The 23,405-nt window shown below is 66.5% G+C and carries 23 protein-coding genes; 4 read left to right on the forward strand and 19 right to left on the reverse strand.

The annotated features are described in order from the left end of the window. Window positions 1-50 precede the first annotated feature (50 nt). From hpf to ACNQR1_RS28120, 6 genes are all read right to left on the reverse strand, one after another. Complete coding sequence (gene hpf / locus ACNQR1_RS28095) at window positions 51-701, reverse strand: ribosome hibernation-promoting factor, HPF/YfiA family (RefSeq protein ID WP_418050538.1); 651 nt, start codon at window positions 699-701, stop codon at window positions 51-53. 330 nt (window positions 702-1,031) lie between these two features. Next, a complete protein-coding gene (locus tag ACNQR1_RS28100; RefSeq protein ID WP_418048872.1) occupies window positions 1,032-1,661 on the reverse strand; it encodes a ComF family protein in 630 nt (209 codons plus the stop codon). Window positions 1,662-1,792: 131 nt separating this feature from the next. Then, window positions 1,793-3,553: an MtrAB system accessory lipoprotein LpqB gene (gene lpqB / locus ACNQR1_RS28105; protein ID WP_418048873.1), complete on the reverse strand. Its 1,761-nt coding sequence runs from the start codon at window positions 3,551-3,553 to the stop codon at window positions 1,793-1,795. Continuing rightward, on the reverse strand, window positions 3,550-5,211 hold the full coding sequence (gene mtrB / locus ACNQR1_RS28110) for an MtrAB system histidine kinase MtrB (protein ID WP_418048874.1): 1,662 nt from the start codon (window positions 5,209-5,211) through the stop codon (window positions 3,550-3,552). The genes lpqB and mtrB overlap by 4 nt, the downstream gene beginning before the upstream one ends. After that, window positions 5,208-5,894 (reverse strand): two-component system response regulator MtrA, encoded by a 687-nt coding sequence (gene mtrA / locus ACNQR1_RS28115; protein WP_019343547.1) that lies wholly within the window; start codon window positions 5,892-5,894, stop codon window positions 5,208-5,210. Before mtrA ends, mtrB begins: the two co-directional genes overlap by 4 nt. A gap of 52 nt (window positions 5,895-5,946) precedes the next feature. Further along, window positions 5,947-6,579: a dTMP kinase gene (locus ACNQR1_RS28120; protein WP_418048875.1), complete on the reverse strand. Its 633-nt coding sequence runs from the start codon at window positions 6,577-6,579 to the stop codon at window positions 5,947-5,949. A gap of 182 nt (window positions 6,580-6,761) precedes the next feature. On the opposite strand from ACNQR1_RS28120, the gene ACNQR1_RS28125 reads away from it, so the two are divergent. Next, window positions 6,762-7,607: a helix-turn-helix transcriptional regulator gene (locus tag ACNQR1_RS28125; protein ID WP_418048876.1), complete on the forward strand. Its 846-nt coding sequence runs from the start codon at window positions 6,762-6,764 to the stop codon at window positions 7,605-7,607. Here ACNQR1_RS28125 and ACNQR1_RS28130 read toward each other — a convergent pair. The 7 genes from ACNQR1_RS28130 to ACNQR1_RS28160 all read right to left on the reverse strand — a co-directional run bounded on the left by ACNQR1_RS28130 (window position 7,562) and on the right by ACNQR1_RS28160 (window position 14,128). Continuing rightward, window positions 7,562-8,452: an LLM class F420-dependent oxidoreductase gene (locus tag ACNQR1_RS28130; RefSeq protein WP_418048877.1), complete on the reverse strand. Its 891-nt coding sequence runs from the start codon at window positions 8,450-8,452 to the stop codon at window positions 7,562-7,564. The genes ACNQR1_RS28125 and ACNQR1_RS28130 overlap by 46 nt on opposite strands. Before the next feature lie 156 nt (window positions 8,453-8,608). After that, window positions 8,609-10,069 (reverse strand): adenosylhomocysteinase, encoded by a 1,461-nt coding sequence (gene ahcY / locus ACNQR1_RS28135; protein WP_418048878.1) that lies wholly within the window; start codon window positions 10,067-10,069, stop codon window positions 8,609-8,611. Between the two features lie 138 nt (window positions 10,070-10,207). After that, window positions 10,208-10,831 carry a TetR family transcriptional regulator gene (locus ACNQR1_RS28140; RefSeq protein ID WP_418048879.1) on the reverse strand — a complete coding sequence of 208 codons (624 nt, stop codon included), beginning with the start codon at window positions 10,829-10,831 and terminating at the stop codon, window positions 10,208-10,210. Window positions 10,832-10,884: 53 nt separating this feature from the next. Further along, window positions 10,885-11,070 (reverse strand): rubredoxin, encoded by a 186-nt coding sequence (locus ACNQR1_RS28145; protein WP_418048880.1) that lies wholly within the window; start codon window positions 11,068-11,070, stop codon window positions 10,885-10,887. Continuing rightward, complete coding sequence (locus tag ACNQR1_RS28150; protein WP_418048881.1) at window positions 11,067-11,240, reverse strand: rubredoxin; 174 nt, start codon at window positions 11,238-11,240, stop codon at window positions 11,067-11,069. Before ACNQR1_RS28150 ends, ACNQR1_RS28145 begins: the two co-directional genes overlap by 4 nt. Beyond that, window positions 11,237-12,394 (reverse strand): alkane 1-monooxygenase, encoded by a 1,158-nt coding sequence (locus ACNQR1_RS28155; RefSeq protein ID WP_418050539.1) that lies wholly within the window; start codon window positions 12,392-12,394, stop codon window positions 11,237-11,239. Before ACNQR1_RS28155 ends, ACNQR1_RS28150 begins: the two co-directional genes overlap by 4 nt. A 264-nt stretch (window positions 12,395-12,658) precedes the next feature. Then, window positions 12,659-14,128, reverse strand: coding sequence for an amino acid permease (locus ACNQR1_RS28160; RefSeq protein WP_418048882.1), 1,470 nt, complete (start codon window positions 14,126-14,128; stop codon window positions 12,659-12,661). Window positions 14,129-14,283: 155 nt separating this feature from the next. On the opposite strand from ACNQR1_RS28160, the gene ACNQR1_RS28165 reads away from it, so the two are divergent. Next, a complete protein-coding gene (locus ACNQR1_RS28165; RefSeq protein WP_418048883.1) occupies window positions 14,284-15,117 on the forward strand; it encodes a methyltransferase domain-containing protein in 834 nt (277 codons plus the stop codon). A gap of 36 nt (window positions 15,118-15,153) precedes the next feature. Here ACNQR1_RS28165 and ACNQR1_RS28170 read toward each other — a convergent pair whose 3' ends face one another. Further along, window positions 15,154-16,461 (reverse strand): AurF N-oxygenase family protein, encoded by a 1,308-nt coding sequence (locus tag ACNQR1_RS28170; protein ID WP_418048884.1) that lies wholly within the window; start codon window positions 16,459-16,461, stop codon window positions 15,154-15,156. A gap of 234 nt (window positions 16,462-16,695) precedes the next feature. Here ACNQR1_RS28170 and ACNQR1_RS28175 point away from each other — a divergent pair, with 234 nt between their 5' ends. Beyond that, a complete protein-coding gene (locus tag ACNQR1_RS28175) occupies window positions 16,696-18,084 on the forward strand; it encodes an FAD-dependent oxidoreductase (RefSeq protein WP_418048885.1) in 1,389 nt (462 codons plus the stop codon). A gap of 13 nt (window positions 18,085-18,097) precedes the next feature. Here the strand turns inward: ACNQR1_RS28175 and manA are convergent, their stop codons facing one another. From manA to ACNQR1_RS28195, 4 genes are all read right to left on the reverse strand, one after another. Then, complete coding sequence (gene manA / locus ACNQR1_RS28180) at window positions 18,098-19,324, reverse strand: mannose-6-phosphate isomerase, class I (protein WP_418048886.1); 1,227 nt, start codon at window positions 19,322-19,324, stop codon at window positions 18,098-18,100. Between the two features lie 3 nt (window positions 19,325-19,327). Next, window positions 19,328-20,398, reverse strand: coding sequence for a TobH protein (locus ACNQR1_RS28185; protein ID WP_418048887.1), 1,071 nt, complete (start codon window positions 20,396-20,398; stop codon window positions 19,328-19,330). Then, window positions 20,395-21,783, reverse strand: coding sequence for a phosphomannomutase/phosphoglucomutase (locus tag ACNQR1_RS28190; protein WP_418048888.1), 1,389 nt, complete (start codon window positions 21,781-21,783; stop codon window positions 20,395-20,397). Before ACNQR1_RS28190 ends, ACNQR1_RS28185 begins: the two co-directional genes overlap by 4 nt. Window positions 21,784-21,879: 96 nt before the next feature. Then, window positions 21,880-22,299, reverse strand: a complete 420-nt coding sequence (locus ACNQR1_RS28195; RefSeq protein ID WP_418048889.1) for a DUF3499 domain-containing protein — start codon at window positions 22,297-22,299, stop codon at window positions 21,880-21,882. Between the two features lie 129 nt (window positions 22,300-22,428). Between ACNQR1_RS28195 and ACNQR1_RS28200 the strand changes: the two genes are divergently transcribed. After that, on the forward strand, window positions 22,429-22,851 hold the full coding sequence (locus tag ACNQR1_RS28200) for a metallopeptidase family protein (protein ID WP_036388738.1): 423 nt from the start codon (window positions 22,429-22,431) through the stop codon (window positions 22,849-22,851). Between the two features lie 46 nt (window positions 22,852-22,897). Here ACNQR1_RS28200 and ACNQR1_RS28205 read toward each other — a convergent pair whose 3' ends face one another. Then, window positions 22,898-23,185, reverse strand: coding sequence for a WhiB family transcriptional regulator (locus tag ACNQR1_RS28205; RefSeq protein WP_273733430.1), 288 nt, complete (start codon window positions 23,183-23,185; stop codon window positions 22,898-22,900). Between the last annotated feature and the right edge of the window lie 220 nt (window positions 23,186-23,405).

Here is a 23,405-nt window from a genome sequence, read left to right on the forward strand (position 1 = left end):
CGGAATGCTCCGAGGTGCGGTTTTGTTTCTGCGTCCCTGGCCGAGACGCGCTATGCCAGGCGGATCAGCCCGTAGTCGTAGGCGTGGCGGCGATAAACCACTGACGGCCGGTCGCTCTCCTTGTCGTGGAACAGGAAGAAGTCGTGCCCGACCAGCTCCATCTCGTAGAGGGCGTCGTCGACGGTCATCGGTTTCGCCGGGTGTTCCTTGGTCCGCACGATCCGGCCCGGCTCATGGTCGTCGAGACCATCCGCCAATCCGGCATCGGCGGTCGCCGACGGCTGCTGCTCGAACAGTGTCTCGTGCGCCGTCGCTTCTGCCAGCGAAACCGGGGTCTTGTCGCCGTAGTGGATCTTGCGGCGGTCCTTGCTCTTGCGCAGCCTGCTCTCGAGTTTGCCTGCCGCTGATTCCAGGGCGGCGTAGAAGCTGTCGGCGCAGGCCTCGCCGCGCACCACCGGGCCACGGCCGCGGGCGGTGATCTCGACGTGCTGGCAGTTCTTGCGTTGACGGCGGTTGCGTTCGTGGTCGAGCTCGACGTCGAACAGGTAGATGGTGCGGTCGAATCGCTCCAGGCGCGACAACTTCTCCGAGACGTAGATGCGGAAGTGGTCCGGAACTTCGACGTTTCGACCCTTGACCACAACCTCTGCGTTCGGCTCCGGGGTGGTGTCTCCGACCTGCTCGTCGGGGTCGACCACCATGGTGGCGCTTGTATCCGGGGAATGGGTTGACATACTCGGCAACTCGTTTCTCTCAGTTGTCACACGCGCTCACGCGTGCCCTACTTCTCAACGAATCGTGATGGCGCCGATGGGCCGAATAGTTTGCTCCACCCATCGGCGAAAGGTGTCGGGTACTCACCTCCTACCGTTTGGCGGTGAAGTGGCGCCGCGTTCGGGGGGCGCCGCCGTGAGTCGTTCACGGGTGGTTGCTGCCGACGGTAGTCCGTGTTCACCCACTCGTGCCACCAATTTCAAATACGTGTTTTCAGTTCTTCATGTGGGTTTGATCCCAGCGAAATGACGGGCACGTCAGGCGTGCGAAATCGCCAGGACAGCGGACACCTGCGCCCCGGCACGCGTGAGCATCCGCACCGATTCGGCTGCCGTCGCCCCGGTGGTGACGATGTCGTCGACCAACACCACCTCGCCCCCGATCGGTCCGATCAGCCGGACCCGGCCCGCGATGTTGCGCTGACGCGCGGCACCCGACAAGCCCACCGAATCACGCACCCACGGTCGCAGGCGCAGGGCCGGCACGACGCGGACACCGGGAAGCTCGGCTGCCGCCGCGACCGCGACCCGGCCGACCGGGTCACCGCCGCGACGACGTGCTGCGGCGCGCCGCGTGGGAGCCGGCACGACGGTCACCGGAGTGCCGATGACGCCCCAGGTCAGCAGGTGCTGCAGGCCCGTGTTCAGGGTGCGGGCCAGTGGGGCGATCAGGTCGCTACGGCCGTGCTCCTTGAGCGCCACCATGGCGCGCCGGCGGATGCCGGCGTGCCGGCCCAGCGCGAACACCGGGACCCCCGGATCTGTTCGCGGGGTGAACAGGTGCGGCTCATCGTCACGGACCCGGAGTTGTCCGGCGCACGACGCGCACCACCTGGTCGACGGCGCGCCGCAGCCACCACATTCCAGCGGCAGGATGAGGTCGAACATGCCGGCAGTCTGCGCGCCGGCGCCGACATCGCCGGTTTCTGGTTCGCCGGTTTCCACATGTGGGTCGTGGATCCGCCGCGGGCCCAGCCCAGGCGTGGAAATCGGCGGGCGCTGCGGAGCCGGCCCAAGCCTCAGCCGGGCAGCACCGGCAGCGAGCCCGCAACCATCAGCGGACGCACCTCGACCCACCCGGGGTTGTCCTCGTTGACCGAGGCCGAAAGCTGCATCACACCGCGTTGGTCGGCGACGTACACCGTCGACGGATTGGCGGCGACCGTGGCGACGGGGGCCACCAGATTGCGGCTGGGTCCGTCCGAATTCACCCCGTCGAGATTGACGTACGACACCGGGTGCGCCGGATCGGTCCGGCTGACCACGATGTCATCGCCGGTACGCCAGGACAGCGACACCACGGTGTTGCCCAGGCCGAAGCCGAGGCGCCGGGGATAGGTCAGCAGGAACTGTCCCTCGGGTGTCCGCTCGATGCCTGCCAGGATCACCTGCCCACCGATCACCATGGCCGCACGGGTGCCGTCGCGGGAGAGCTGCAGTTCGGTGATCGGGCCGGGGAAGCGCGTGGCCACCGCGGCCGCATCGACCGGGATGCGGGCCGGAACCCCGGACGCGTCACGGATGGCACGCACCACGTTGGCATCGTCGACCACGACCCATACGGCCTCGTCGAGCGACCAGCTGGGCCGGGTCAGGGTGCGGCCCTCGATGGCCTTGGCGGTGGCCCCGCCCAGCTGCCCCATCCACAGCGAGGCCGCGGTGGCCTCCGGCGCGTCGGGCAGCACCACGACCGAGGCGGCATCCTGACCGTTGCGTGACACCGACGCCGACATCTGGAATGGCGCCGAGCCGAAGGCGCCGGACACCCGGGTGGTGTGCTGGCCGTCCAGCGAGACGAGTGAGCCGCCCACCAGCGCGTGCAGGCCGGCGGCCGCACCGGGCACCGCCCCGGGGTCGGCGGCCGCGACATCGGAGGTCTCCCATCCGTCGGCGAACCGGTCGTCCAGCGGCGCACCGTCGGCGTTGATCACGTAGGGCCCGCTGATCCCGGCCCGCGACAGGGTCCAGATGACCTGTGCGGCAAGCAGTTGTCGACTGTGCGGATCGGTGGTCGAGAGGTTCTGGAGATCGATCCGGGCACCGCCGTAGCCGCGGCCCACCCCGGTCTTGCCACCGTCGGCGCGGGTGACCGGACCGCGTAGCTGCAGCGGTGCTTCGAGCAGGTTGCGCACCGTCCTGGACATCTCCGGCCGTGGCCCGGCCACCAGTTTAGAGATCAGCTCGGTGGCCAGCTGGTCGGGATCGGAGACCGCGACGTAGCGCGGATCCGGCACGACGGTGGTTCCGGTCGGGTCGACGAAGTAGAGGGTGTTGCGCTTGTAGGTCGACTGGAACTGCTGCCAGTCGAGGAAGACTCCGTTGGGCAGCTTGTCGATGCGCCACCCGCCCGGGGTCTGGACGAGCTCGATGGGACCGGGGTCGGGCAGCGCCCCCTCCCCCGTCTCGAATACGCCCATATCCGAAAGCGATCCGAGGATGTCCGCCCGCATGTTCACCGAAACCCGGTCCGAGCCACGGGTTTCGACGAACACCACGCGGTCGAGCAGCAACGCGCTGCCTGCGTCGTCCCAGGAGCTGGAGGCCGACTCGGTGAGGAACTGCCGGGCCGCCAGATGCCGGTTCGCCGGATCGGCTGTGGCCTTGAGGAATTCACGCAGGAGCACGTCGGGGTCCATCCCCGGCGCCGGTTTGGGCAGGTTCGGTGGTGCCGGCTTGTCGACCGTGCCGATCGCCTGCGGGGACGATGAATTGGGAATTCCCGCGCATCCGGACACCAGGACTACCAGACCGACGAGCACCACCGTCAGCAGGCGCTTCACACGTTCTCCTCCGCATGCTCCCGGTCTCGGTTGGGACGCTGCCGCGGCTTCTGCTGCGGTGCAACGGGTTTGAGTGGCAGCGGGCTGGTGGTCACCTTGTGCCCACGCACCAGCGGCAACGTCAGGCGGAAGCAGGCGCCCTTGCCCGGCTCGCCCCAGGCCTCCAACCGGCCCTGGTGCAGGCGCGCATCCTCGATGCTGATGGCCAGGCCCAGCCCGGTGCCGCCGGAGCGCCGGACCCGCGACGGGTCCGACCGCCAGAAGCGGCTGAACACCAGCTTCTCCTCGCCTGGACGCAGGCCGACGCCGTAGTCGCGGACGGTGACCGCGACGGTGTCCTCGTCGGCGGCCATCCTGATTCGCACCGGTTTGCGTTCGGCGTGGTCGATGGCGTTGGCGATCAGGTTGCGCAGGATCCGTTCCACCCGGCGTGGATCCACCTCGGCGATCACCTCGCCCTCGGGCATGTTGACGTCGAGCTCGACCTCGGCGTCGGCCGCCAGGTGCCCCACGTTGTCCAGCGCGCTCTGCACCGTAGACCGCAGATCGACGGACTCCACCGACAGCTCGGCCACACCGGCATCGTGGCGGGAGATCTCCAGCAGGTCGGCCAGCAACGTCTCGAAGCGGTCCAGTTCGTTGACCATCAGTTCGGTGGACCGGCGCAGCGCGGGGTCGAGGTCCTCACTGTGGTCGTGGATCAGATCGGCCGCCATGCGCACCGTGGTCAGCGGCGTGCGCAGTTCGTGACTGACGTCAGAGGTGAAGCGGCGCTGCAGGTTACCGAATTCCTCGAGCTGCTGGATCTGGCGCGACAGGCTCTCGGCCATGTCGTTGAACGACACCGCGAGCCGGGCCATGTCGTCCTCACCGCGCACCGGCATGCGCTCGGTGAGATGGCCTTCGGCGAACCGCTCGGCGATCCGGGAGGCCGAACGCACCGGCTGCACGATCTGGCGCGCCACCACCAGGGCGATCGCGGCCAGCAGACCCAACAGCACCACGCCGCCGGTCAGCATGGTGCCGCGCACCAGCGAGATGGTGCTCTCTTCGTTGTTCAGCGGAAAGATCAGGTAGAGCTCAAGATTGGGCACCGACGAGGACGCCGGGCTGCCGACGATCAACGCCGGCCCGGAGAACGCGTCGGTGTGCACCGTGGCGTACTGGTAACTGACCTGCCCGGCTTTGACGAAGTCCCGCAACGCCTTCGGCACCTGCTGGACCGGCCCGGCGGCCGCGGCCTCGCGCGGACCGTCGCCGGGGACGATGAGCGCCGCGTCGAACGCCCCGGCCACGTCGGCGCGGGCGTCGGCCTTGCGGTCGATCAGGGTGTTCCGGGCCAGCTGCAGGCTGCTGTCGAGCGAGCGGCTCTCCTCACCGCCGACGATGCCGCCGACCGTGATGCGGGCGCGCTCGACCTCCTCGGTGGCGGCCTTGACCTTGACCTCGAGAATGCGGTCGGTGATCTGGCTGGTCAGCACGAAACCGAGAACCAGGATGACGGCGAGGGAGAGCCCCAGCGTCAGGGTGACCACGCGCAGTTGCAGCGAACGCCGCCACACCATGCTCAGCGCTCTGCCGAGCGTCCCCAATCCGCGCAACAGTGGGCCGGAACCTCCCCAGCGACCACGGATGCGCCGTCTGGAGCTGAAGATCACGGGGGTCCGGCCTTGTATCCCACTCCTCGAACGGTCAACACCACCTGCGGGTTCTCCGGGTCTTTCTCGACCTTGGCCCGCAACCGCTGGACATGCACGTTCACCAAACGGGTGTCAGCGGGGTGGCGATATCCCCACACCTGTTCGAGCAGCACATCACGAGTAAACACCTGGCGTGGTTTGCGTGCCAGCGCCACGAGCAGGTCGAACTCCAGCGGTGTCAGCGAAATCTGCTCGCCCTGACGGGTCACCTTGTGGGCCGGCACATCGATCTCGACGTCGTTGATCGAGAGCAGCTCGGCAGGCTCGTCCTCGTTGCGACGCAGCCGCGCGCGCACACGGGCGACCAGCTCCTTCGGCTTGAACGGCTTCATCACGTAGTCGTCGGCGCCGGATTCCAGGCCCAGCACCACGTCGACGGTGTCGGTCTTGGCCGTCAGCATCACGATCGGCACGCCGGAGTCGGCGCGGAGCACGCGGCAGACGTCGATGCCGTTCATGCCGGGCAGCATCAGATCCAGCAGGACCAGATCGGGCCGCAGTTCGCGGACGGCGGTCAGCGCCTGGCTGCCATCGCCGATGACCGCGGTGTCGAATCCTTCACCACGCAAGACGATGGTGAGCATCTCGGCCAGTGATGGGTCGTCGTCGACGACAAGGATCCTTTGCCTCATGGTGTCCATGGTGTCACCCGATCGCGATAAAACCGGGCTACCACACGCGGGTTTCTCGGCTTTATCTGCTGCTTAGCCGACCTGCCAGGGCGGCCGGGTCCACATCCGGGCCCGCGATGGCCCACCGACCGCACCAGTCGGCGGCGGCCAGCGCGGCATAGACCTCACCGGTGCGCTGCTGCAGACCACCGTCGCGCTCGTACGCGTCCTTGGCCCGGTCGGCCTCGGTGTTGGCCCGGTGCTCGGCGCGCTGGGCGGCCAGCTCGGTCGGGACGTCGAGCAGCACCTGCCAATCCGGCCTTGGGAGTTTGAGGCGGTCGAACTCGAGCTCGCGCACCCAGGCCACCGCGTCGCCGTCGGCGCTTTGGTGCAGCCGGGCCGCGCTGTAGGCGGCGTTCGAGGCGACGTAACGGTCCAGGATGACCACGTCGTAGGCGCCCTGCAGGTGCTCGATCTCCTCACGAGCGCCGGCGCGGTCGAGTGCGAACAACGTGGCCATCGCGTAAATCGAATCGGCCAGGTCCCCGTGTACCCCGTGCAGCGCCTCGGCGGCCAGATCGGCAGGCACCGAGCGGTGATACCGCGGGAAAGCCAGGCTTCCGACGGACTTGTGATCGGCCTCGAACGCCGCTCGCAGGCCGTTGGTCAACGTACGTTTGCCTGCACCGTCGACACCCTCGATCGCAATGAGCACGCGGGCAGCCTAACGCCGGGACGGCAGCGCGCCGAGACCTACCGGGACAAGGTCGCGTTCAGCTTCTCCTGCGACGGCGAGAACCTCACGGAACTCACCTACCGGGAGCTGGACCTGCGGGGCCCACCGCGCGTTCGCACTCGTCCCCGCATCCCGGCGGCTGCCACTTCTACCATCGCCTTATGAAGCGCGAGCAGCTCAGTGATTTCCTGCGTACTCGCCGTGCCCGGCTCAAGCCGGCCGACGTGGGGCTGGTGGTCGGCGGTACCCGACGGACCCCGGGACTGCGCCGCGAGGAGGTCGCATTGCTGGCCGGTGTCGGAATCTCCTGGTACACATGGCTCGAACAGGGCCGCGACATCAACGTGTCGTCGAGCGTGCTGGACGCGATCAGCACCGCCCTGCAACTCTCGCAATCCGAACGCGCGCACCTGTATTCGCTGTCGGGGTTGAATCCCCCGCCTGCCGGTGAGCACGCGACCGAAGCCACTCCCGAACTTCTCCACCTGCTCGAGGCATGGTCGCCGCGACCGGCGATGCTGCAGGACCGGTACTGGAATCTGCTCGCGGTCAACGAGGCGACCCAGCGGGTGTTCGGCTACGGCGACACCGACCGCAACTGCCTCGTCACCTTCTTCACCAACGGCCGCTACCGCGGCATGTACCAGCACTGGGCAGCGGCTGCCCCTGGGGTGGTGTCGGCGTTCCGCGCCGACGCGGCACGGTATCCGGACGATGCCCGGTTCGCCGAGATCGTCGATGACCTCGGCGCGGTCAGTCCCGAGTTCGTCGAGCTGTGGGAACGGCACGACGTGGGTCACCATTCACAGGCGATCAAGGCAGTGCTGCATCCCCAGACCGGCGAGCTGGTGTTCGACAAGACAACCCTGGCCGTCACCGATCATCCGGGCTGGCACCTGGTGCTGTACAACCCCAGACCCGGAACCGGTACCGACGAACGGCTCGCCGCCGTGATGCGGGCTCAATCGCGGAACGGCCCGGTCAGCTCGGCGAGTTCGTCCAGATAGTGCAACGCCTCGGTCTCCGCGGCGGCAGCGTCGCGGAAGAACACGCAATGATCGACGCCGCCGTCTGCCAACACCTCGAGCTCGCGTCGGGTCAGCGGCGTGATCGTGCGCTGCCGGTCGGGCCCCAGGTAGCCGCGTTGGTCGGCACCGATCAGCGTCACCGGAATCCGGTCCCGCCCGCGCTCGCCAGCCCGGTGCTGAAGTTCCTTCACCCGGGTCACCAGCTCCTCAGGTGTGCCGACCAGATTCGGCGCCCACTGGTCACCGTATTCGAGTACCCGTTCCAACACGGTGGGACCGTTGCCGCCGACCAGCACCGGCAGGTGGGGACGGCCAACCGGCTTGGGCCATGAGTAGATCGGGTCGAAATCGACGAACTCGCCGTGAAACTCGGCCTTCTCGGCGGTCCAGATCTCCTTCATCGCCAGCACCCGCTCGCGCATCAACGCCAGCCGGGTCCTCGGTTCGGTGCCGTGGTTGCGCATCTCCTCACGCAACCAACCGGCTCCGACGCCGAGCTGGAAACGACCGCCGGAGAGGTGGTCCACACTGGCCGCTTCCTTGGCGAGGGTGATCGGATCCCGTTGCACCACCAGCGCAATCCCGGTACCGAGGATCAGTCGATCGGTGACGACGGCGGCCGCCGCCAGCGCCACGAAGGGGTCCAGCGAGCGGTAGTAGTCGTGCGGCGGTAGGTCACCTTCGGGCGGTACCGGCCCGGCCACCGGCAGATGAGTGTGCTCGGCGACGAAAAGCGAGTCGAATCCCCGCTCTTCGAGGGCTGTCGCCAGTTTCGTGGGCGCCAGGCCCCGGTCAGTGAGAAATGTGCTGACACCGAACTTCATGCCTCCACCGTGCCGCTCGGACGCCGATCCGAAAAGGGCGCAGTCAACCTGGGACCGGCACCACCACCCTGCGCGTCAGATCTGGCCGCAACGCAAAAGTCCCCGACATCCTTGGATGACGGGGACTTTCGCGTCTGCCTGCGCAGAAAGGTCAACTCAGTAGCGGTAATGCTCCGGCTTGTACGGGCCCTCGACGTCGACGCCGATGTACTCGGCCTGCTCCTTGGTGAGCTTGGTCAGCGAGCCGCCGAGTGCCTCGACGTGGATGCGTGCCACCTTCTCGTCGAGGTGCTTGGCCAGGCGGTAGACCTCGTTGTCGTACTCGTCGTTCTTGGTCCACAGCTCGATCTGGGCGATCACCTGGTTCGAGAAGCTGTTGCTCATCACGAATGACGGGTGGCCCGTGGCGTTTCCGAGGTTGAGCAGGCGGCCCTCGCTCAGCACGATGATCGACTTGCCCGAGTCACCGAAGGTCCACTGGTCGACCTGCGGCTTGATGTTCAGCCGCGTGGCGCCCGACTTCTCCAGGGCCGCCATGTCGATCTCGTTGTCGAAGTGGCCGATGTTGCCCAGGATCGCGTGGTCCTTCATCGCCTTCATGTGGTCGAGCAGGATGATGTCGAAGTTACCCGTGGCGGTCACCACGATGTCGGCGTTGCCGATCGCCTCCTCGACGGTCACCACGTCGTAACCGTCCATCAGCGCCTGCAGGGCGTTGATGGGGTCGATCTCGGTGACCTGCACGCGCGCACCCTGACCGGCCAGCGACTCGGCACAGCCCTTGCCCACGTCGCCGTAGCCGCAGATCAGCACCTTCTTGCCGCCGATCAGCGCATCGGTGCCGCGGTTGATGCCGTCGACCAGCGAGTGCCGGGTGCCGTACTTGTTGTCGAACTTGCTCTTGGTGACCGAGTCGTTGACGTTGATGGCCGGGAACGCCAGCTCACCCGCGGCGGCGAACTGGTACAGCCGCAGCACGCCGGTCGTGGTCTCCTCGGTGACACCCTTGACCGACGCCGCGATCTTGGTCCACTTGTCCTTCTCGGTCTCAAAGCGCTTGCGCACCAGGGACAGGAAGACCTTCCACTCGGCCGAGTCTTCTTCCTCGGCAGGCGGGACCACACCGGCCTTCTCGTACTCCGCGCCGCGCAGCACGAGCATGGTGGCGTCGCCACCGTCGTCGAGGATCATGTTCGCCGGCTCGCCCTCCCAGGTGAGCATCTGCTCGGCGGCCCACCAGTACTCCTCCAGCGTCTCGCCCTTCCAGGCGAAGACCGGGGTGCCCTTGGGCTCTTCGGGGGTGCCGTGCGGCCCGACGACCACTGCGGCGGCGGCGTGATCCTGGGTGGAGAAGATGTTGCAGGAGGCCCAGCGAACCTCGGCACCGAGTGCCACCAGCGTCTCGATCAGCACTGCGGTCTGCACCGTCATGTGCAGCGAGCCGGAGATGCGCGCACCCTTGAGCGGCTGCACGTCGTGGTATTCGCGACGCAGCGCCATCAGGCCGGGCATCTCGTGCTCGGCCAGGCGGATTTCCTTGCGGCCGAACTCGGCCAGCGACAGGTCGGCGACCTTGAAGTCGATGCCGCCCAGGCTGTCAGCCTTCAACTCAGTCATGTAGAGCCCTCTTTCAGTCGTGATTGCTTGCCAGCGCACAGGCGCACCCAACGGCGACGCCACACGCAGATACCTCTAGCCTGCGGGCTCGCGGGACAGGCGCTCATGCGATTTTCAACAGCGGCGGCGCTCTGACAGCTAAGCGGTATCTATGACACCGTAGCGCTCGGCGAACGGCGTCATGAGTCGGGCCAGGTCACCGGCCACATCGTGGTCCGCCTCGGGGGGCATCGACACATAGCTCATCGCCAGCCGCACGATCGCCCGGGCCAACACACCGGCATCCTCGTCGCTGGCCTTCATCCAACTGTTCTGGAAGGTTCCGGTCAGCCGTTGTGAGCTCCGGGAGATGATCGGCCCGCTGCCGGTGGTGATGATCTGCAGCAGGTCGGGCTTGGACGCACCGGTCAGCAGGGAGATCACCAGCGGATCGGCGGCCGACTCCAGGAAGAACGCGCGAAAGCCCTCAAGAAACGCCGCGTGTACTTCGCCGACGTTGTTGTTGATCGCCTCGTCGACGGCGTCGACGAGGCGATCGGCCAGGCGCATGGCATATCCCTCGGCCAGGCCCTGGCGTGAACCGAACTCGTTGTAGATGGTCTGACGGCTGATCCCCGCGACCTGCGCCACGTGCGAGAGCGTGATGGCCGACCAGTCGCGGGTCAGCAGCAGCTCCCGCATGCCGTCGAGTATCGAATCGCGCAACAGCACTCGCGACGCCTCCGCATACGGGATGCGCTGCTTGTCTCGCGGCCGACTCACACGGGCGACAATATCGCTTTCCGGGCCGCTTTCGAGCGCGTCGCACGAAGCGGTCAAGGCCGCACGACCTCGACCATGTCGAAATCGGCCTTCGCGGCGCCGCAGTCCGGGCAACTCCAGTCGTCGGGGATGTCGTCCCAACGAGTGCCCGGGGCGATGCCGTCCTCGGGCCAGCCCTTGGCCTCGTCGTACTCGAATCCGCACTGCACACAGACGAACAGCTTGTAGGGCTCGGTCATTGCTTCACCTCCATCGGTTCGAAATCGAGCTTTTCTCGCACCGCGCAGTCGGGGCAGCACCAGTCATCTGGTACGTCGGCCCACCGCGTTCCCGCCGGAAATCCTTCGCGCGGAGCGCCTTTGGCCTCGTCGTAGACGTAGCCGCACCCGGGGCACCCGTAGGCGCTCATGCTCCGGCCTCCGCAGCGCCGTAGCGGGCCAAGACCTTCTCCCGCAGCCGGGGCTGGATGTTGACCTTGGTGATGTCGCCGTCGTAGTGCTCCAGCACCCGGTGGTCCATCACCTTGCGCCACAACGGCGGCAGGTAGGTGAGACCGATCAGCGAGGCGTACCCGCTGGGCAGGTTCGGTGCACCGTCGATGCTCCGCAGGGTCTGGTACCGGCGTGTCGGGTTGGCGTGGTGATCGCTGTGGCGCTGCAGGTGATACAGGAACAGGTTGGTCACGATGTGGTCGGAGTTCCAGCTGTGCACCGGCGCACAGCGCTCGTAACGGCCGCCGGCGGTCTTCTGCCGGAGCAGCCCGTAGTGCTCGAGGTAGTTCACCGACTCCAGCAGGCTGAACCCGTAGATCGCCTGAATCACCATGAACGGGATCACACCGACTCCGAAGATCGCGATCAGTGCGCCCCAGAACACCACCGACATCGCCCACGCGTTGAGCACATCGTTGGACCAGTGCCACGGTGAGCGGTCCTGCCGGCGCAGACGCTGGGCTTCCAACTCCCACGATGAGCGCAGGCTACCGAACACGCTGCGCGGCAAGAATTCCCAGAAGGTCTCGCCGAAACGGGCCGACGCGGGATCCTCGGGAGTGGCGACCCGCACGTGGTGCCCGCGGTTGTGCTCGATGTAGAAGTGGCCGTACCAGGTCTGGGCCAGCGTGATCTTGGACAGCCAGCGCTCCAGCGAGTCACGCTTGTGCCCCATCTCATGTGCGGTGTTGATGCCCACCCCTCCGAGCACACCCACCGACAACGCGATGCCGATCTTGGCCGGCCAGCCGAGCCCGCTGTCGAACCCGAGCCAGCTGAGGTCGGACGCGGTGAACAGATAGGCACCCATCACGACGCTCGCGTACTGGAACGGGATGTAGACGTAGGTGCAGTACCGGTAGTACTTGTCGTTCTCCAGCTGTTCCATCACCTCGTCGGGCGGGTTCTGACCGTCGGGTCCGAACCGCAGGTCCAGCAGTGGCAGCAGAACGTAGAGCAGGATCGGGCCGATCCAGAGCGGCACCTGCGCCGCGACATGCCAGCCGGCCTGATTGAGCGCCCAGACCAACGGCAGCATCACGAAGATCGCCGTCGGGGCGATCAGACCCATGAGCCACAGATGCCGCTTCTTGTCCCGCCATTGCCCGACGTCTGCGACGCCCGACCCGTTCGAGAGTTCCGCCACCACGATGAGCCTCCTTATGTGAGAGCTGTCACTGCAATGACTTGACTATATGCCGCACGATGTCGCGTGTCTAGACATTTAATGGCCTTTTGTAAAGAGATGTTGGTGTGCGAGGTCACAACGCAGGCAGAGCCGTGTGCGAGCTGCGAACGAGATTCGACGGCGTGGCTCCGCCGGGCGGCGTGGTGCTTAAACGGTGGCGACGTCCCGGTTGGCCAGGCCCGAATGCCGGCGGCCGTAGGCGAAGTACACGATCACGCCGATCGCCATCCAGAGCAGGAACCGGATCCAGGTCAATCCGGTCAGGTTCAGCATCAGCCACAGGCACGCCAGGATCGCCGCGATCGGGAGCACCGGCACCCACGGCACACGGAATCCGCGCGGCAGGTCGGGGCGGGTCCGCCGCAACACGATGACACCGGCCGAGACCAGTACGAAGGCGAACAACGTGCCGATGTTGACCATCTCCTCGAGGCGGCCCATCGGGAAGACCGAGGCAGCGATGGCCACCAGCACCCCGACGATCACCGTGATCCGGACCGGTGTCCCGTGGCCACCCGTGACGGCCAACTGGCGCGGCAGCAGCCCGTCGCGCGACATCGCGAACAGCACCCGGGTCTGCCCGAGCATCAGCACGATCACCACCGTGGTGAGGCCGGCGAGGGCTCCGATCGAGATGACCTTCGCCGCCCAGTGCACGCCGTTGGCTTCGAACGCCGTGGCCAGGTTGGCGTGGCCGTCCGGCGCGTCACGCAGCACGGTGTAGGACACCATGCCCGAAAGCACCACCGACACCGCGACATAGAGCACGGTGACGATGCCGAGAGAGGCCAGGATGCCGCGGGGTACGTCGCGCTGCGGATCGCGCGTCTCCTCGGCCGTGGTCGCGACGACGTCGAACCCGATGAACGCGAAGAACACGATCGAGGCGCCGGCCAGCACCCCGTACCAGCCGTAGTGGCTGCCCGCGGCCCCGGTCAGCAACGAGAACAACGACTGGTCTGCGCCGCTGGCGCCCTCCCCGGCCTCGTTCGGCGGGATGAACGGGGTGTAGTTCGCAGCCTTGATGTAGAACGCGCCGACGATCACCACCAGCAGCACGACCGACACCTTGATGATCGTGATCGCCAGGCTGAAGTGCGCCGACAACTTGGTGCCGATCACCAGCAGGACCGTCACCAGCGCGATGATCACCAGTGCGCCCCAGTCGACCGCCAGGCCGCCGAAGTCCGCGATCCCGCCGCCGAATCCGAACACCGTCCCGAGATAGCTCGACCAGCCCTTGGCCACCACGGCGGAGGCCACGGCGAACTCCAGGATGAGGTCCCACCCGATGATCCACGCCGCGAATTCGCCGAACGTCGCATAGGAGAAGGTGTAGGCACTGCCTGCCACCGGAACCGTCGAGGCGAACTCCGCGTAGCACAAGGCGGCCAACCCACATGCCACGGCCGCGATCACGAAGGCGATCGAGATCGCCGGGCCGGTCAGATTGCCCGCCGTCGACGCGGTGATGGTGAAGATGCCCGCACCGATCACCACCGACACCCCGAACACCGTCAGGTCCCACCACGTGAGGTCCTTGCGGAGCCGCGTCGACGGCTCGTCGGTGTCGGCTATCGACTGCTCGACTGATTTCGTTCGCCGAAGGGCAGACATATCTGGCGTTGCCTCTCATCCTGACCGGGGTCACGCCATGTTCCCACCGCGATGACGGAGAAACAGGTAGGACTCTCAAACTTCGCCGAACCGTGCCCTGCCGCCCAAGTGGGGTCTACGTCACACTTGACCTCGATCGTGATACGGTCCCGCGCATGGCTGAGCTCCCCTACTTTGACCTGCTGATCGATGAACGGCAGGACGGTGGCGAGACCGGCCAATTGTGGGAAAACCAGGTGCACTGGGGCTACTGGGAAGACCCCAGAACCGCCAAGGGCACCCGGGCCGACTACATCGCTGCCATGGAGCAGATGGACCACGTTCTGTTCGCGGCAGGAAAGGTTGCCGACGGGCAGAAGGTGCTCGATGCCGGCTGCGGATTCGGCGGAACCATCCAGCAGATCAACGGCACGTACTCCGACATGGATCTCACGGGCCTGAACATCGACCCGCGCCAGCTCGCGGCCGCCGAGGCCCAGACCGTGCCGGCCAACGGCAACAAGATCGGCTGGGTCGAGGCCGACGCCTGCCAGCTGCCGTTCGAGGACAACTCGTTCGACCGCGTCCTGGCCGTCGAGTGCATCTTCCATTTCCCGTCCCGCGAGAAGTTCCTCGCGGAGGCGGCGCGGGTGCTCAAGCCGGGTGGTTACCTGGCGGTGTCCGACTTCGTGCCGACCTTGATGTTCTTCGGCAAGACACCGATCTGGATGGCGATCCGCCCCAGGATCGCCAAGTCCTACGGAACGCTCGGCAATGTGCCCCTGCGGGGCTACAAGTCCATGGGCAAGCGGGCCGGGCTCGAACTCGCGGCCAAGCGCAACATCCGGAAGAACACGTTGCCGACGTATCCGTTCCTGCTCAAGTTCTTCCGCGAGCAGGGGTCAGCGGATGCCCAGAAGACGATGATCGTCGGTACGCGCTGGATGAAGTGGCTGTCCAAGCTCGGCCTCATCCAGTACCGGGTGTACACCTACCACAAGCCCGCCTGACGGTAGCCGGGCTCGACGAAACCCTCGGACCAGCGGTCAGAGGGTGGGCATGAACTCGGCCAGCGCCAGGATCATGAACACCACCAGAGCCAGCCCGATCAGCCCGCCCGCGGGAATCATGGCCACGCACACCGCAACCCACACGAAAAGCCTCGGCCATTCGAAGGGCTGGTTCCCCATCACACCGCCGCGGCGCTCCCGGAAGGTGTGGTACGCCGCCCACACACCCGCGCCCGCAGCGGCACACGCGATGATGCGCAGTCCGTCCGGCGTCGCCAGCAGCGCGACGCCCGCCATGATCGCCACCGCCGTCAGGCGTGCCGTCACGGCGGTGCGAAGCCCGGTCACCCGGGTGATCGCAGAACCACGATCGGGCTCACCCCGATAGCGCGGTAACCGCCCATCGATACCCAACATTCGCCAGATCCACCGTGACCACGCCGTCCGCAGACCCAGGTCCTCGGCTACCCGCCGAACGTCTGCGGCCGATTCCGCCATCATCTGGCGCGACCGGCCACTCCGCCAGAACGCGGACTTGAACACCTGGCGCGGAACTCCGAACTGGCGGGCGAAAGTGCGTGGCGGCCCGATCATCTCTCCGATCAGCCACCGGAGAAAAAACGGGAAGAGAATTGCGTACCACGCCCGCTTCAATCGGGTGACGCGTTGCATTCGTTGAGCGAGAAGGTCATCGGCAAACGAAATGTGACGGGCTTCCTCCGCCAGATGAATGTAGGTGATCTTGTTCAGCAGCGGCGGAACGTGCGCCGCGCCGCGGTGCTGGAGCGTCTGCTGGAAATGCAGTGGCTGTTCACCGCACAGCACCCCGATGAAATGGATGATGTTGGCATAACCGCCGATGAAGCCCAGGATCGGCCCGATCACCCGGGAGCCGCGCCGCATTCCGGGCACATCCTCGCCGGTGCGATTGACGAATTCCTGGAACATCTGGATGTGATTGCATTCGTCGATCAGTTCGTGCAGCAGATACTGGAATACCGGCGAACCGTTGGGCAACTTGCCGGCGTAATGCACCACTCCGCGAATCAACATCATTTCGAACTGGAGCGTGACCTTCAGGGTGTTGGCGGTGATCCAACGGCCCATGTCGATTCGGCGCTGCAATGGCTGTTGGGCGTACCAGTCCGTCGCCGCGAGGGGGGCGCTGTCCGGATCCAGCTGCCAGCGCGGATCGTGCTCGTCCAACGCGTTCTCGGGTGCGTCCCAATCGATGTCGACGTGGGGATCGAAGCGTCGACGGACCGTCGCACGAGAGAGGGCCTCCACTCTTTCGAAGTAAAGGTCCCCCGTTGCCGTGCCGTCCGCGTCGCCAACCGTTGTCATTTCCCCATCCGTTGATGTGTGAGTTTCCTTGCAGAGGGTATCAACCTGAGAGCCGCATCACGCCTCCAGCCACGGCATTGTGCCACGAGTTGTTGCAAGTCCGTTAGGCAAGCGGATCCCGGTGCCGACCAGGCGTGAGCGTGCGCCGGAGACGACGACAGAAAGGCCGACATATTGACGCCGCCTCCCATTCCGACCCGGTTCACGCGTGGTTCGCAGTACCGTAGCCGTCATATGCGCAGTACTCACGAACTTTCCCCGAACCATGCCGTCGTCATCGGAGGGAGCATCGCTGGGCTGTGCGCAGCCCGGGTTCTCGCCGACCATTTCGACCGCGTCACCCTCTACGAGCGTGACGAGCTGCCGGATCAGCCGGTCAATCGGAGCGCCATACCGCAGGGCCAGCATGTGCACCTGCTGATGGCTCGTGGGGCCGACGAGTTGGAGGCGCTGTTTCCCGGATTGCTCGACGACATGGTGGCCGCAAATGTTCCGGTGGTGGAAAACCGACCGGCCGCCATCCACTTCGAGGCCGGTGGGCACCTGCTCGGTACCGGACAGACCCTCGAGTCCAACTTCACCGCCTACGTGCCCAGCCGCGGCCAGCTGGAATGGCAGATTCGCCGACGGGTGTCGGCCCTGCCCACCGTGCAGATCCTGCATCGCGGGGTGAGTGAACCGCAGTATGACCCCGGAACCGAACGGGTGACCGGGCTCGTGCTCGACGACGGGGAACAGGTTGCGGCCGACGTGGTGGTCGACGCCTCCGGGCGCGGCAGCCGACTGCCGGTGTGGCTGGAACAGTGGGGTTACGAGCGACCACCCGAAGAATCGATCAAGATCGGGGTCACCTACGCATCTCAGCGGGTCCGCATTCCCGCGGAGCTCATCAGCGAGAAGATGGTCGTCGTCAGTGCGGCGCACGACAGCGGCCTCGGTATGGGCATGCTGTTCCACGAGGACGGTATCTGGACGGTGACCGCATTCGGTGTCGCCAAGGCCGAGCCGCCGAGCGATTTCGCCGGCATCAAACAACTCGGCGACACTGCCCTGCCACCGCACCTTGCCACCGCGCTGCGTGCCGGTGATGCGGTGGGCGAGATGAACTTTCACCGCTACCCGGTCAGCAAATGGCGACGCTACGACAAGCTCGGCCGGTTCCCGGACGGCATCTTTCCGTTCGGCGATGCGGTGGTCAGCCTGAATCCGACCTATGGGCAGGGCGTCACCATGTCGACCGTCCAGGCGGCCAACCTGCGTGAGGTGCTTGCCGAGGGAACTCATGACCTGATTCCCCGGCTGGCCCGGCGAACCGCGCGAACCACCTATCCGGTGTGGACGATGAATTCAGTTGCCGATCAGGTGAAGCACGGGGCGGAGGGTGACAAAGCCTTCTGGTTCAACCCGCTCTTCGGTCTCTTCGACCAGTTCCTCGGGGCAGCCGAAACGGATCCCGTTCTGGCCGAGTGGTTTTTGCGGCGTACGAGCATGCTGGACAGCCTGTGGCTGACGCCGCCGCCCCGGATCGTCGGACGTGCGGTCCGGCACAACATCAAGGCGTGGCTGGCCGAACGTCGCCGGGGGTCCAACCACTCGGAGGCATCCGTAACCGTCCGCGGCTGATCTACCGGTATCGCTAGATGCCGATGGTCACGCGGAAGAGCTTGGTCGGCTCGGCGGCGGTCACCCGGATGGGGCCGTCCTCGGCCGCCACCCAGGCCGCCGCGCCACGCTGCAAGGTCAGCTTGTCGTCGTCGGCATAGATCACCGCGGCGCCCTCCGTACACAGCAGCAGCTGCGGACCGTCGTGGTGGGAATGCACGTCGATCTCGGCACCGATGTGTTCACCGTCGACCGCCAACACCGATACCGCGAACTCCTGTGCCGGTGTCCGATAGATGGTTTCGGCGCCGTCGGTGACCGTTTCGGGACGGAGCCGCTCCTCGGGGGTCGGGGTGAAGTCCAGTACCCGCAGCAGCTCAGGAACGTCCACGTGCTTGGGGGTCAACCCTCCGCGCAGCACGTTGTCGGAGTTGGCCATCACCTCGACACCGACACCGTGCAGGTACGCGTGCAGGTTCCCCGCGGGAAGATAGATGCCTTCACCCGGCCGCAGGCTTATGCGGTTGAGCAACAGAGAGGCCAGCACGCCCGCATCACCGGGGTAACGCTCGCCGAGTTCCAGCACGGTCTTGGCCTCGGCGGCGAATTTCTTTGCCCCGGAACGGATGTAATGCACCGCACCGTCGAGGACCGCCGGCACCAGCACGTCGAGGTCGGGCTGCGGCGCGGTGATCCAGGTGGTGAACAGCGCCCGCAAGCCATCGGCGTCGGACTGATCGGAGAGCAGGTTGATGAACGGGTCCAGATCCGAGACCGCGAGCGCACGCATCAACTCGACCGTGCGGTCCACCGTGCGGAATCCGGCGAGCGCATCGAAATGTCCTAACGCAACCAGCAATTCGGGTTTGTGGCTCCGGTCGCGGTAGTTGCGTATGGGCGAGGTGACCGGGATGTCCAGTCGATCCTCACGATCGAAGCCCTCCCGGGCTTGCGCTGCGCTGGGGTGGGCCTGCAACGACAGCGGTTCGTCGGCGGCGAGCACCTTGACGAGGAACGGTAGTGCATCGCCGAATCGGCCGATGGCCACGCTGCCCAGCTGGCCCTCGGGGTCGTCGTGGACCGCCTGCAGCAGCGACTGCTCACCGTGTTCGGTCTGCAGCCACGCCGGGTCGGCCGGATGTGCTCCGAGCCATAGTTCGGCCTCCGGATGGATTGTCGGACTGGGCCTTCCGGTGAATTCGGCGATTGCCGTCCGCGAACCCCAGGCATAGGTCCGCACCGCGCCCCGTAGCAGATGCACTTCTTATCCTCGAACCAGTTTCAAATATACGGCCGTCATCTCCACACGGACAGCCAGAATCGCCAGTTGTTGTTCCGGGCGCCCGATCGGCAGGGTGCTACCTGCCGACTCCGGTACATCCTCGGCACCGATCACCGCGATGTCGTCGAAGCCGCTGACACGTACTCCCACCGCTTGTCGTTCGGTGTCGGTGATCAACGCGAACGTACGCATGCGGCGTGGCAGCGGTCCGTCGATCTCCTCGTCATGGAACAGCGACCGGGCGGCGGGCGGCCCTACCGCCCCACTGCCAATCGCGGCGAGCACGTCAGCCAGTCCGGCGGCAGCCACCACTTCCCCGGCCAGGCGCAGCATCACGGCCGCCCCGTGCCGGGCCAGTGCCAGGGTGGCCGGATTGTCGCCGGCCAGCACGACCGCGCTGTCCGACATCCGCTCGGCCAACGTCTTGGCCGGGTTGGTGAACAGTTCTCGCCCGGCGCTGTTGCGCAGCGCCTCGGCGTCGAGTTCGTCGGCCAGCGCGGACAGATCCACGCGCATCCCCGGATCCACAACGTGCAACGCGGCCAGGCCTGCGGCCAGATACCGGGTCAGCCCGAAGTCGTCGGGCACCCACAACCGCGGCGCCAGCACCACCGCGCGCCCAGCCGCGATGTCGCGCAACGGCCCCTCGTGGGGGGCCACGATCAGCACCCGTGCGCCGCGGCGCACGCCGGTGGCCGCCGCGTTCACCAGGGCCGGATCACCCGGGTCGTCCCCGGCCACGATCAGCACGTCCAGGGCCCCCAGCCACGGCGGCGTCTCGGCGGCCACGACGATCGGCGCCGAGATCGACGCGCCGAGCGCGGCGGCCAGCATGGCCCCGGCGTTCTCGGCGGTACCCCGCCCGGCAACCCAAATCACCGTGCGCGGTGGGTGATCGGCGCGCAGCGGATCCAGCAGGCCCTCCGCCAACGCCGCAGCGGTGGCCCGAACCTGGGCGCCCGCCATGGCCGCCGCCCGCAGCAGACCGTTGCGATCGGCTGCGAGCAGTCCGTCTCCGTCGTCTAGATCAACCGTGGCGTCCACGGCGTTCACGGCACCGGCTCGCTCACCCCACGGATCTCCACCGAAACTCTGTCGACGAGTGCAGCGACGTCTTCGGCCGTGCGCGCTTCCACGTTCAGCCGCAGCAGTGGCTCGGTGTTCGACGTGCGCAGGTTGAACCAACTGCCGTCACCGAGGTCGACCGTCACTCCGTCGAGGTGGTCGATGGACTGGATCGAGCTGCCGAAGGATTTCAGCACGGCCTCCACGCATGCCGGGGCGTCGCTGACGGTGAAGTTGATCTCGCCGGAGGCCTCGTACCGCTGGTAGTCGGCCATGAAATCGGACAGCGGGCGGTCCTGCTCACCCAGTGCGGCCAGCACGTGCAGGGCCGCGAGCATGCCGGAGTCGGCGCCCCAGAAGTCACGGAAGTAGTAGTGCGCCGAGTGTTCCCCGCCGAAGATGGCACCGGTCTCGGCCATCAGGGCCTTGATGTAGGAGTGCCCGACCCTGGACCGCACGGGCGTGCCGCCACGCTCGACCACCAACTCCGGAACGGCGCGTGAGGTGATCAGGTTGTGGATCACCGTCGCACCGATCTCCCGCTTGAGTTCACGGGCGGCGACCAGCGCCGTCACCGCCGACGGCGACACCGGGCGCCCGAGTTCGTCGACCACGAAGCAGCGGTCGGCGTCACCGTCGAACGCCAGGCCGATGTCGGCACCGGTGGCGAGCACGTGGGCCTGCAGGTCGACGAGGTTGGCCGGATTCAGCGGGTTGGCCTCGTGATTCGGGAAGCTGCCGTCGAGTTCGAAGAACAGCGGGAGCACGGTGACGCCCGGGATCGGTCCGAGAACCGCGGGCGTGGTGTGGCCGGCCATGCCGTTGCCCGCGTCGACCGCGATGCGCAGCGGCCGCAGCGCGCTGAGATCGACCAGGGAGCGGAGGAAGTTGCCGTAGTCGGCCAGCACATCGCGATCGGAGACGGTCCCGGCGGGGCCGTCGTGGGCCGGCACTCCCGCGATCACCTCGTCGGAAATGACCGACAGTCCGGTGTCCTTGCCCACGGGCTTGGCCCCGGCGCGGCACAGTTTGATCCCGTTGTAGGCCGCGGGGTTGTGACTCGCCGTGAACATCGCCCCGGGACAGTCCAGCAGGCCCGACGCGAAGTACAGCTGATCGGTGGAGGCCAGGCCGATGCGGACCACATCCAGGCCCTGTGCCGTGACACCTTCGGCGAACGCGGATGACAGGGTCGGCGAACTGGCCCGCATGTCGTAGCCGATCACGACCTGCGTGGCGCCTTCGCCGCGCACCAGGCGAGCGAACGCCCCGCCGACCTCGGCCACGAAGGCCTCGTCGATCTGACTGCCGACCAGACCTCTGACGTCATAGGCCTTGATGACATCGTGAACAGCCGCCGCTGGCCTAGACATATAGCTCCTTGTGAAACGGAATCGTTGGCGCCAGCCTAACCGTCGGGCCGCGTCGACACGTTCACTACTCTTGGGCCGGTCGTCGTCTGTTCAGGGTCAATCGGTGGGATCGGGCAGCACCCGCAGGTGTCCGCGGCGACGTCCGTTGGTCTCAGCCGGGCGCGCCTGCGGAGCCATCACCGCACTGGCGCCCAGACCGGTGGCGGGATCGGAGAATCCGGCCACCACTCCACCCCGGGAAACGGCACCGGGCTGGCCTTCGCGGACCGCATCGGCCAACGCCACCAGATCGTCTTCATCGGGATGAGTGGGCAGCGGCCCGGCGTGGCGGACCAGCTCCCAACCGCGCGGTGCGGTGATACGGCCGGCGTGGCCGACACACAAATCCCAGGAATGAGGCTCAGACACCGTGGCCAGGGGTCCGACTACCGCCGTGGAGTCGGAGTAGACAAAAGTCAGCGTCGCCACGGCATAGTGCGGGCACCCGGGCCGGCAGCAGCGACGGGGAACATTCACGCTCCAGAGATTACTTTGGACGATCGCTGTGCGCCGCCGGACACGCGGCCGTGGGGGCCCCGATCCCGAACCGTTACGATCATCGCCGTGGCCCAGCGGAACCCATGGCGATCGCGCCGCGGCCGCGATATGCGCGGGCCGCTGCTTCCACGCTCGGTTCCCGGCTGGCGTAGCCGGGCCGAGCGGTTCGACATGGCGGTGTTGGAGGCCTACGAGCCGATCGAACGTCGGTGGGCGTCGCGCTTGAGAGAACTCGATGTCGCCGTCGACGAGATTCCGCGGATGTCTCCGAAAGATCCGGACAGTGTGCAATGGCCACCCGAGGTCATCGCCGATGGACCGATCGCTTTGGCGCGGCTGATACCTGCCGGGGTCGACGTCAGAGGAAATGCGACCCGGGCTCGAATTGTCTTGTTCCGCAAGCCCATCGAGCGCCGGGTCAAAGGATCCGATGAGCTTGCTGACTTGCTGCATGAAATCCTGGTGGCCCAAGTGGCCACCTATCTGGGAGTTGAGCCGTCCGTCATCGACCCGACGATCGACGACGACTGACACCGAGCGCCACACCCTGCGGTGAGCGCTCCGTCGAGCTGGAGCGTCAGATGATGCCGCGCTTGAGCCGGCGACGCTCCCGTTCGGACAGGCCTCCCCAAATACCAAAACGCTCATCGTGCGCGAGCGCGTACTCCAGGCAGGCGTCTTTAACTTCGCAACCAAGGCAGATGCGCTTGGCCTCGCGGGTAGACCCACCCTTCTCCGGGAAGAACGCCTCCGGGTCGGTCTGTGCACACAGCGCACGTTCCTGCCATTGGTCGTCTTCGGCTTCCGGATCAACATCAATGTGTTCGGGCACCAAACTCAGCTGAGGGCGTCCAGCCTCCCCCATCGGTGCCGGTGCCGCATTGATGTGCGGTGCGTTGTCCAGTGAGCCGAGTAGCCGGTTGTCGAACCGGACCACACGATCGAAATCGCCGCTCTCATAAGACATTATCCCCCGCCTCCTCACTCGGTCTCGTAGATCCTAAGTGGAGCCCCACTATTGCGATATGCGGTCACCCCATTCGAACAAATGATCGAATCTCGGTCTGCGACACCGGAATCAGTCA

The sequence above is a fragment of the Mycobacterium sp. 48b genome, from assembly GCF_048282725.1.
In the GTDB taxonomy this organism is placed as follows: Bacteria; Actinomycetota; Actinomycetes; order Mycobacteriales; family Mycobacteriaceae; genus Mycobacterium.

Excerpts from the sequence above, each read along its gene's own strand:
- ACNQR1_RS28170 (WP_418048884.1), bottom strand. The coding sequence starts at position 16,461 with ATGACAACGGTTGGCGACGCGGACGGCACGGCAACGGGGGACCTTTAC.
- ahcY (WP_418048878.1), bottom strand. The coding sequence starts at position 10,069 with ATGACTGAGTTGAAGGCTGACAGCCTGGGCGGCATCGACTTCAAGGTC.
- ACNQR1_RS28145 (WP_418048880.1), bottom strand. The coding sequence starts at position 11,070 with ATGACCGAGCCCTACAAGCTGTTCGTCTGTGTGCAGTGCGGATTCGAG.
- ACNQR1_RS28190 (WP_418048888.1), bottom strand. The coding sequence starts at position 21,783 with ATGTCTAGGCCAGCGGCGGCTGTTCACGATGTCATCAAGGCCTATGAC.
- ACNQR1_RS28165 (WP_418048883.1), top strand. The coding sequence starts at position 14,284 with ATGGCTGAGCTCCCCTACTTTGACCTGCTGATCGATGAACGGCAGGAC.
- ACNQR1_RS28155 (WP_418050539.1), bottom strand. The coding sequence starts at position 12,394 with ATGGGTCTGATCGCCCCGACGGCGATCTTCGTGATGCTGCCGTTGGTC.
- ACNQR1_RS28130 (WP_418048877.1), bottom strand. The coding sequence starts at position 8,452 with ATGAAGTTCGGTGTCAGCACATTTCTCACTGACCGGGGCCTGGCGCCC.
- hpf (WP_418050538.1), bottom strand. The coding sequence starts at position 701 with ATGGTGGTCGACCCCGACGAGCAGGTCGGAGACACCACCCCGGAGCCG.
- ACNQR1_RS28200 (WP_036388738.1), top strand. The coding sequence starts at position 22,429 with ATGCGCGGGCCGCTGCTTCCACGCTCGGTTCCCGGCTGGCGTAGCCGG.
- ACNQR1_RS28125 (WP_418048876.1), top strand. The coding sequence starts at position 6,762 with ATGAAGCGCGAGCAGCTCAGTGATTTCCTGCGTACTCGCCGTGCCCGG.
- ACNQR1_RS28100 (WP_418048872.1), bottom strand. The coding sequence starts at position 1,661 with ATGTTCGACCTCATCCTGCCGCTGGAATGTGGTGGCTGCGGCGCGCCG.
- ACNQR1_RS28205 (WP_273733430.1), bottom strand. The coding sequence starts at position 23,185 with ATGGGGGAGGCTGGACGCCCTCAGCTGAGTTTGGTGCCCGAACACATT.
- ACNQR1_RS28150 (WP_418048881.1), bottom strand. The coding sequence starts at position 11,240 with ATGAGCGCCTACGGGTGCCCCGGGTGCGGCTACGTCTACGACGAGGCC.
- ACNQR1_RS28160 (WP_418048882.1), bottom strand. The coding sequence starts at position 14,128 with ATGTCTGCCCTTCGGCGAACGAAATCAGTCGAGCAGTCGATAGCCGAC.
- ACNQR1_RS28175 (WP_418048885.1), top strand. The coding sequence starts at position 16,696 with ATGCGCAGTACTCACGAACTTTCCCCGAACCATGCCGTCGTCATCGGA.
- mtrA (WP_019343547.1), bottom strand. The coding sequence starts at position 5,894 with ATGGACACCATGAGGCAAAGGATCCTTGTCGTCGACGACGACCCATCA.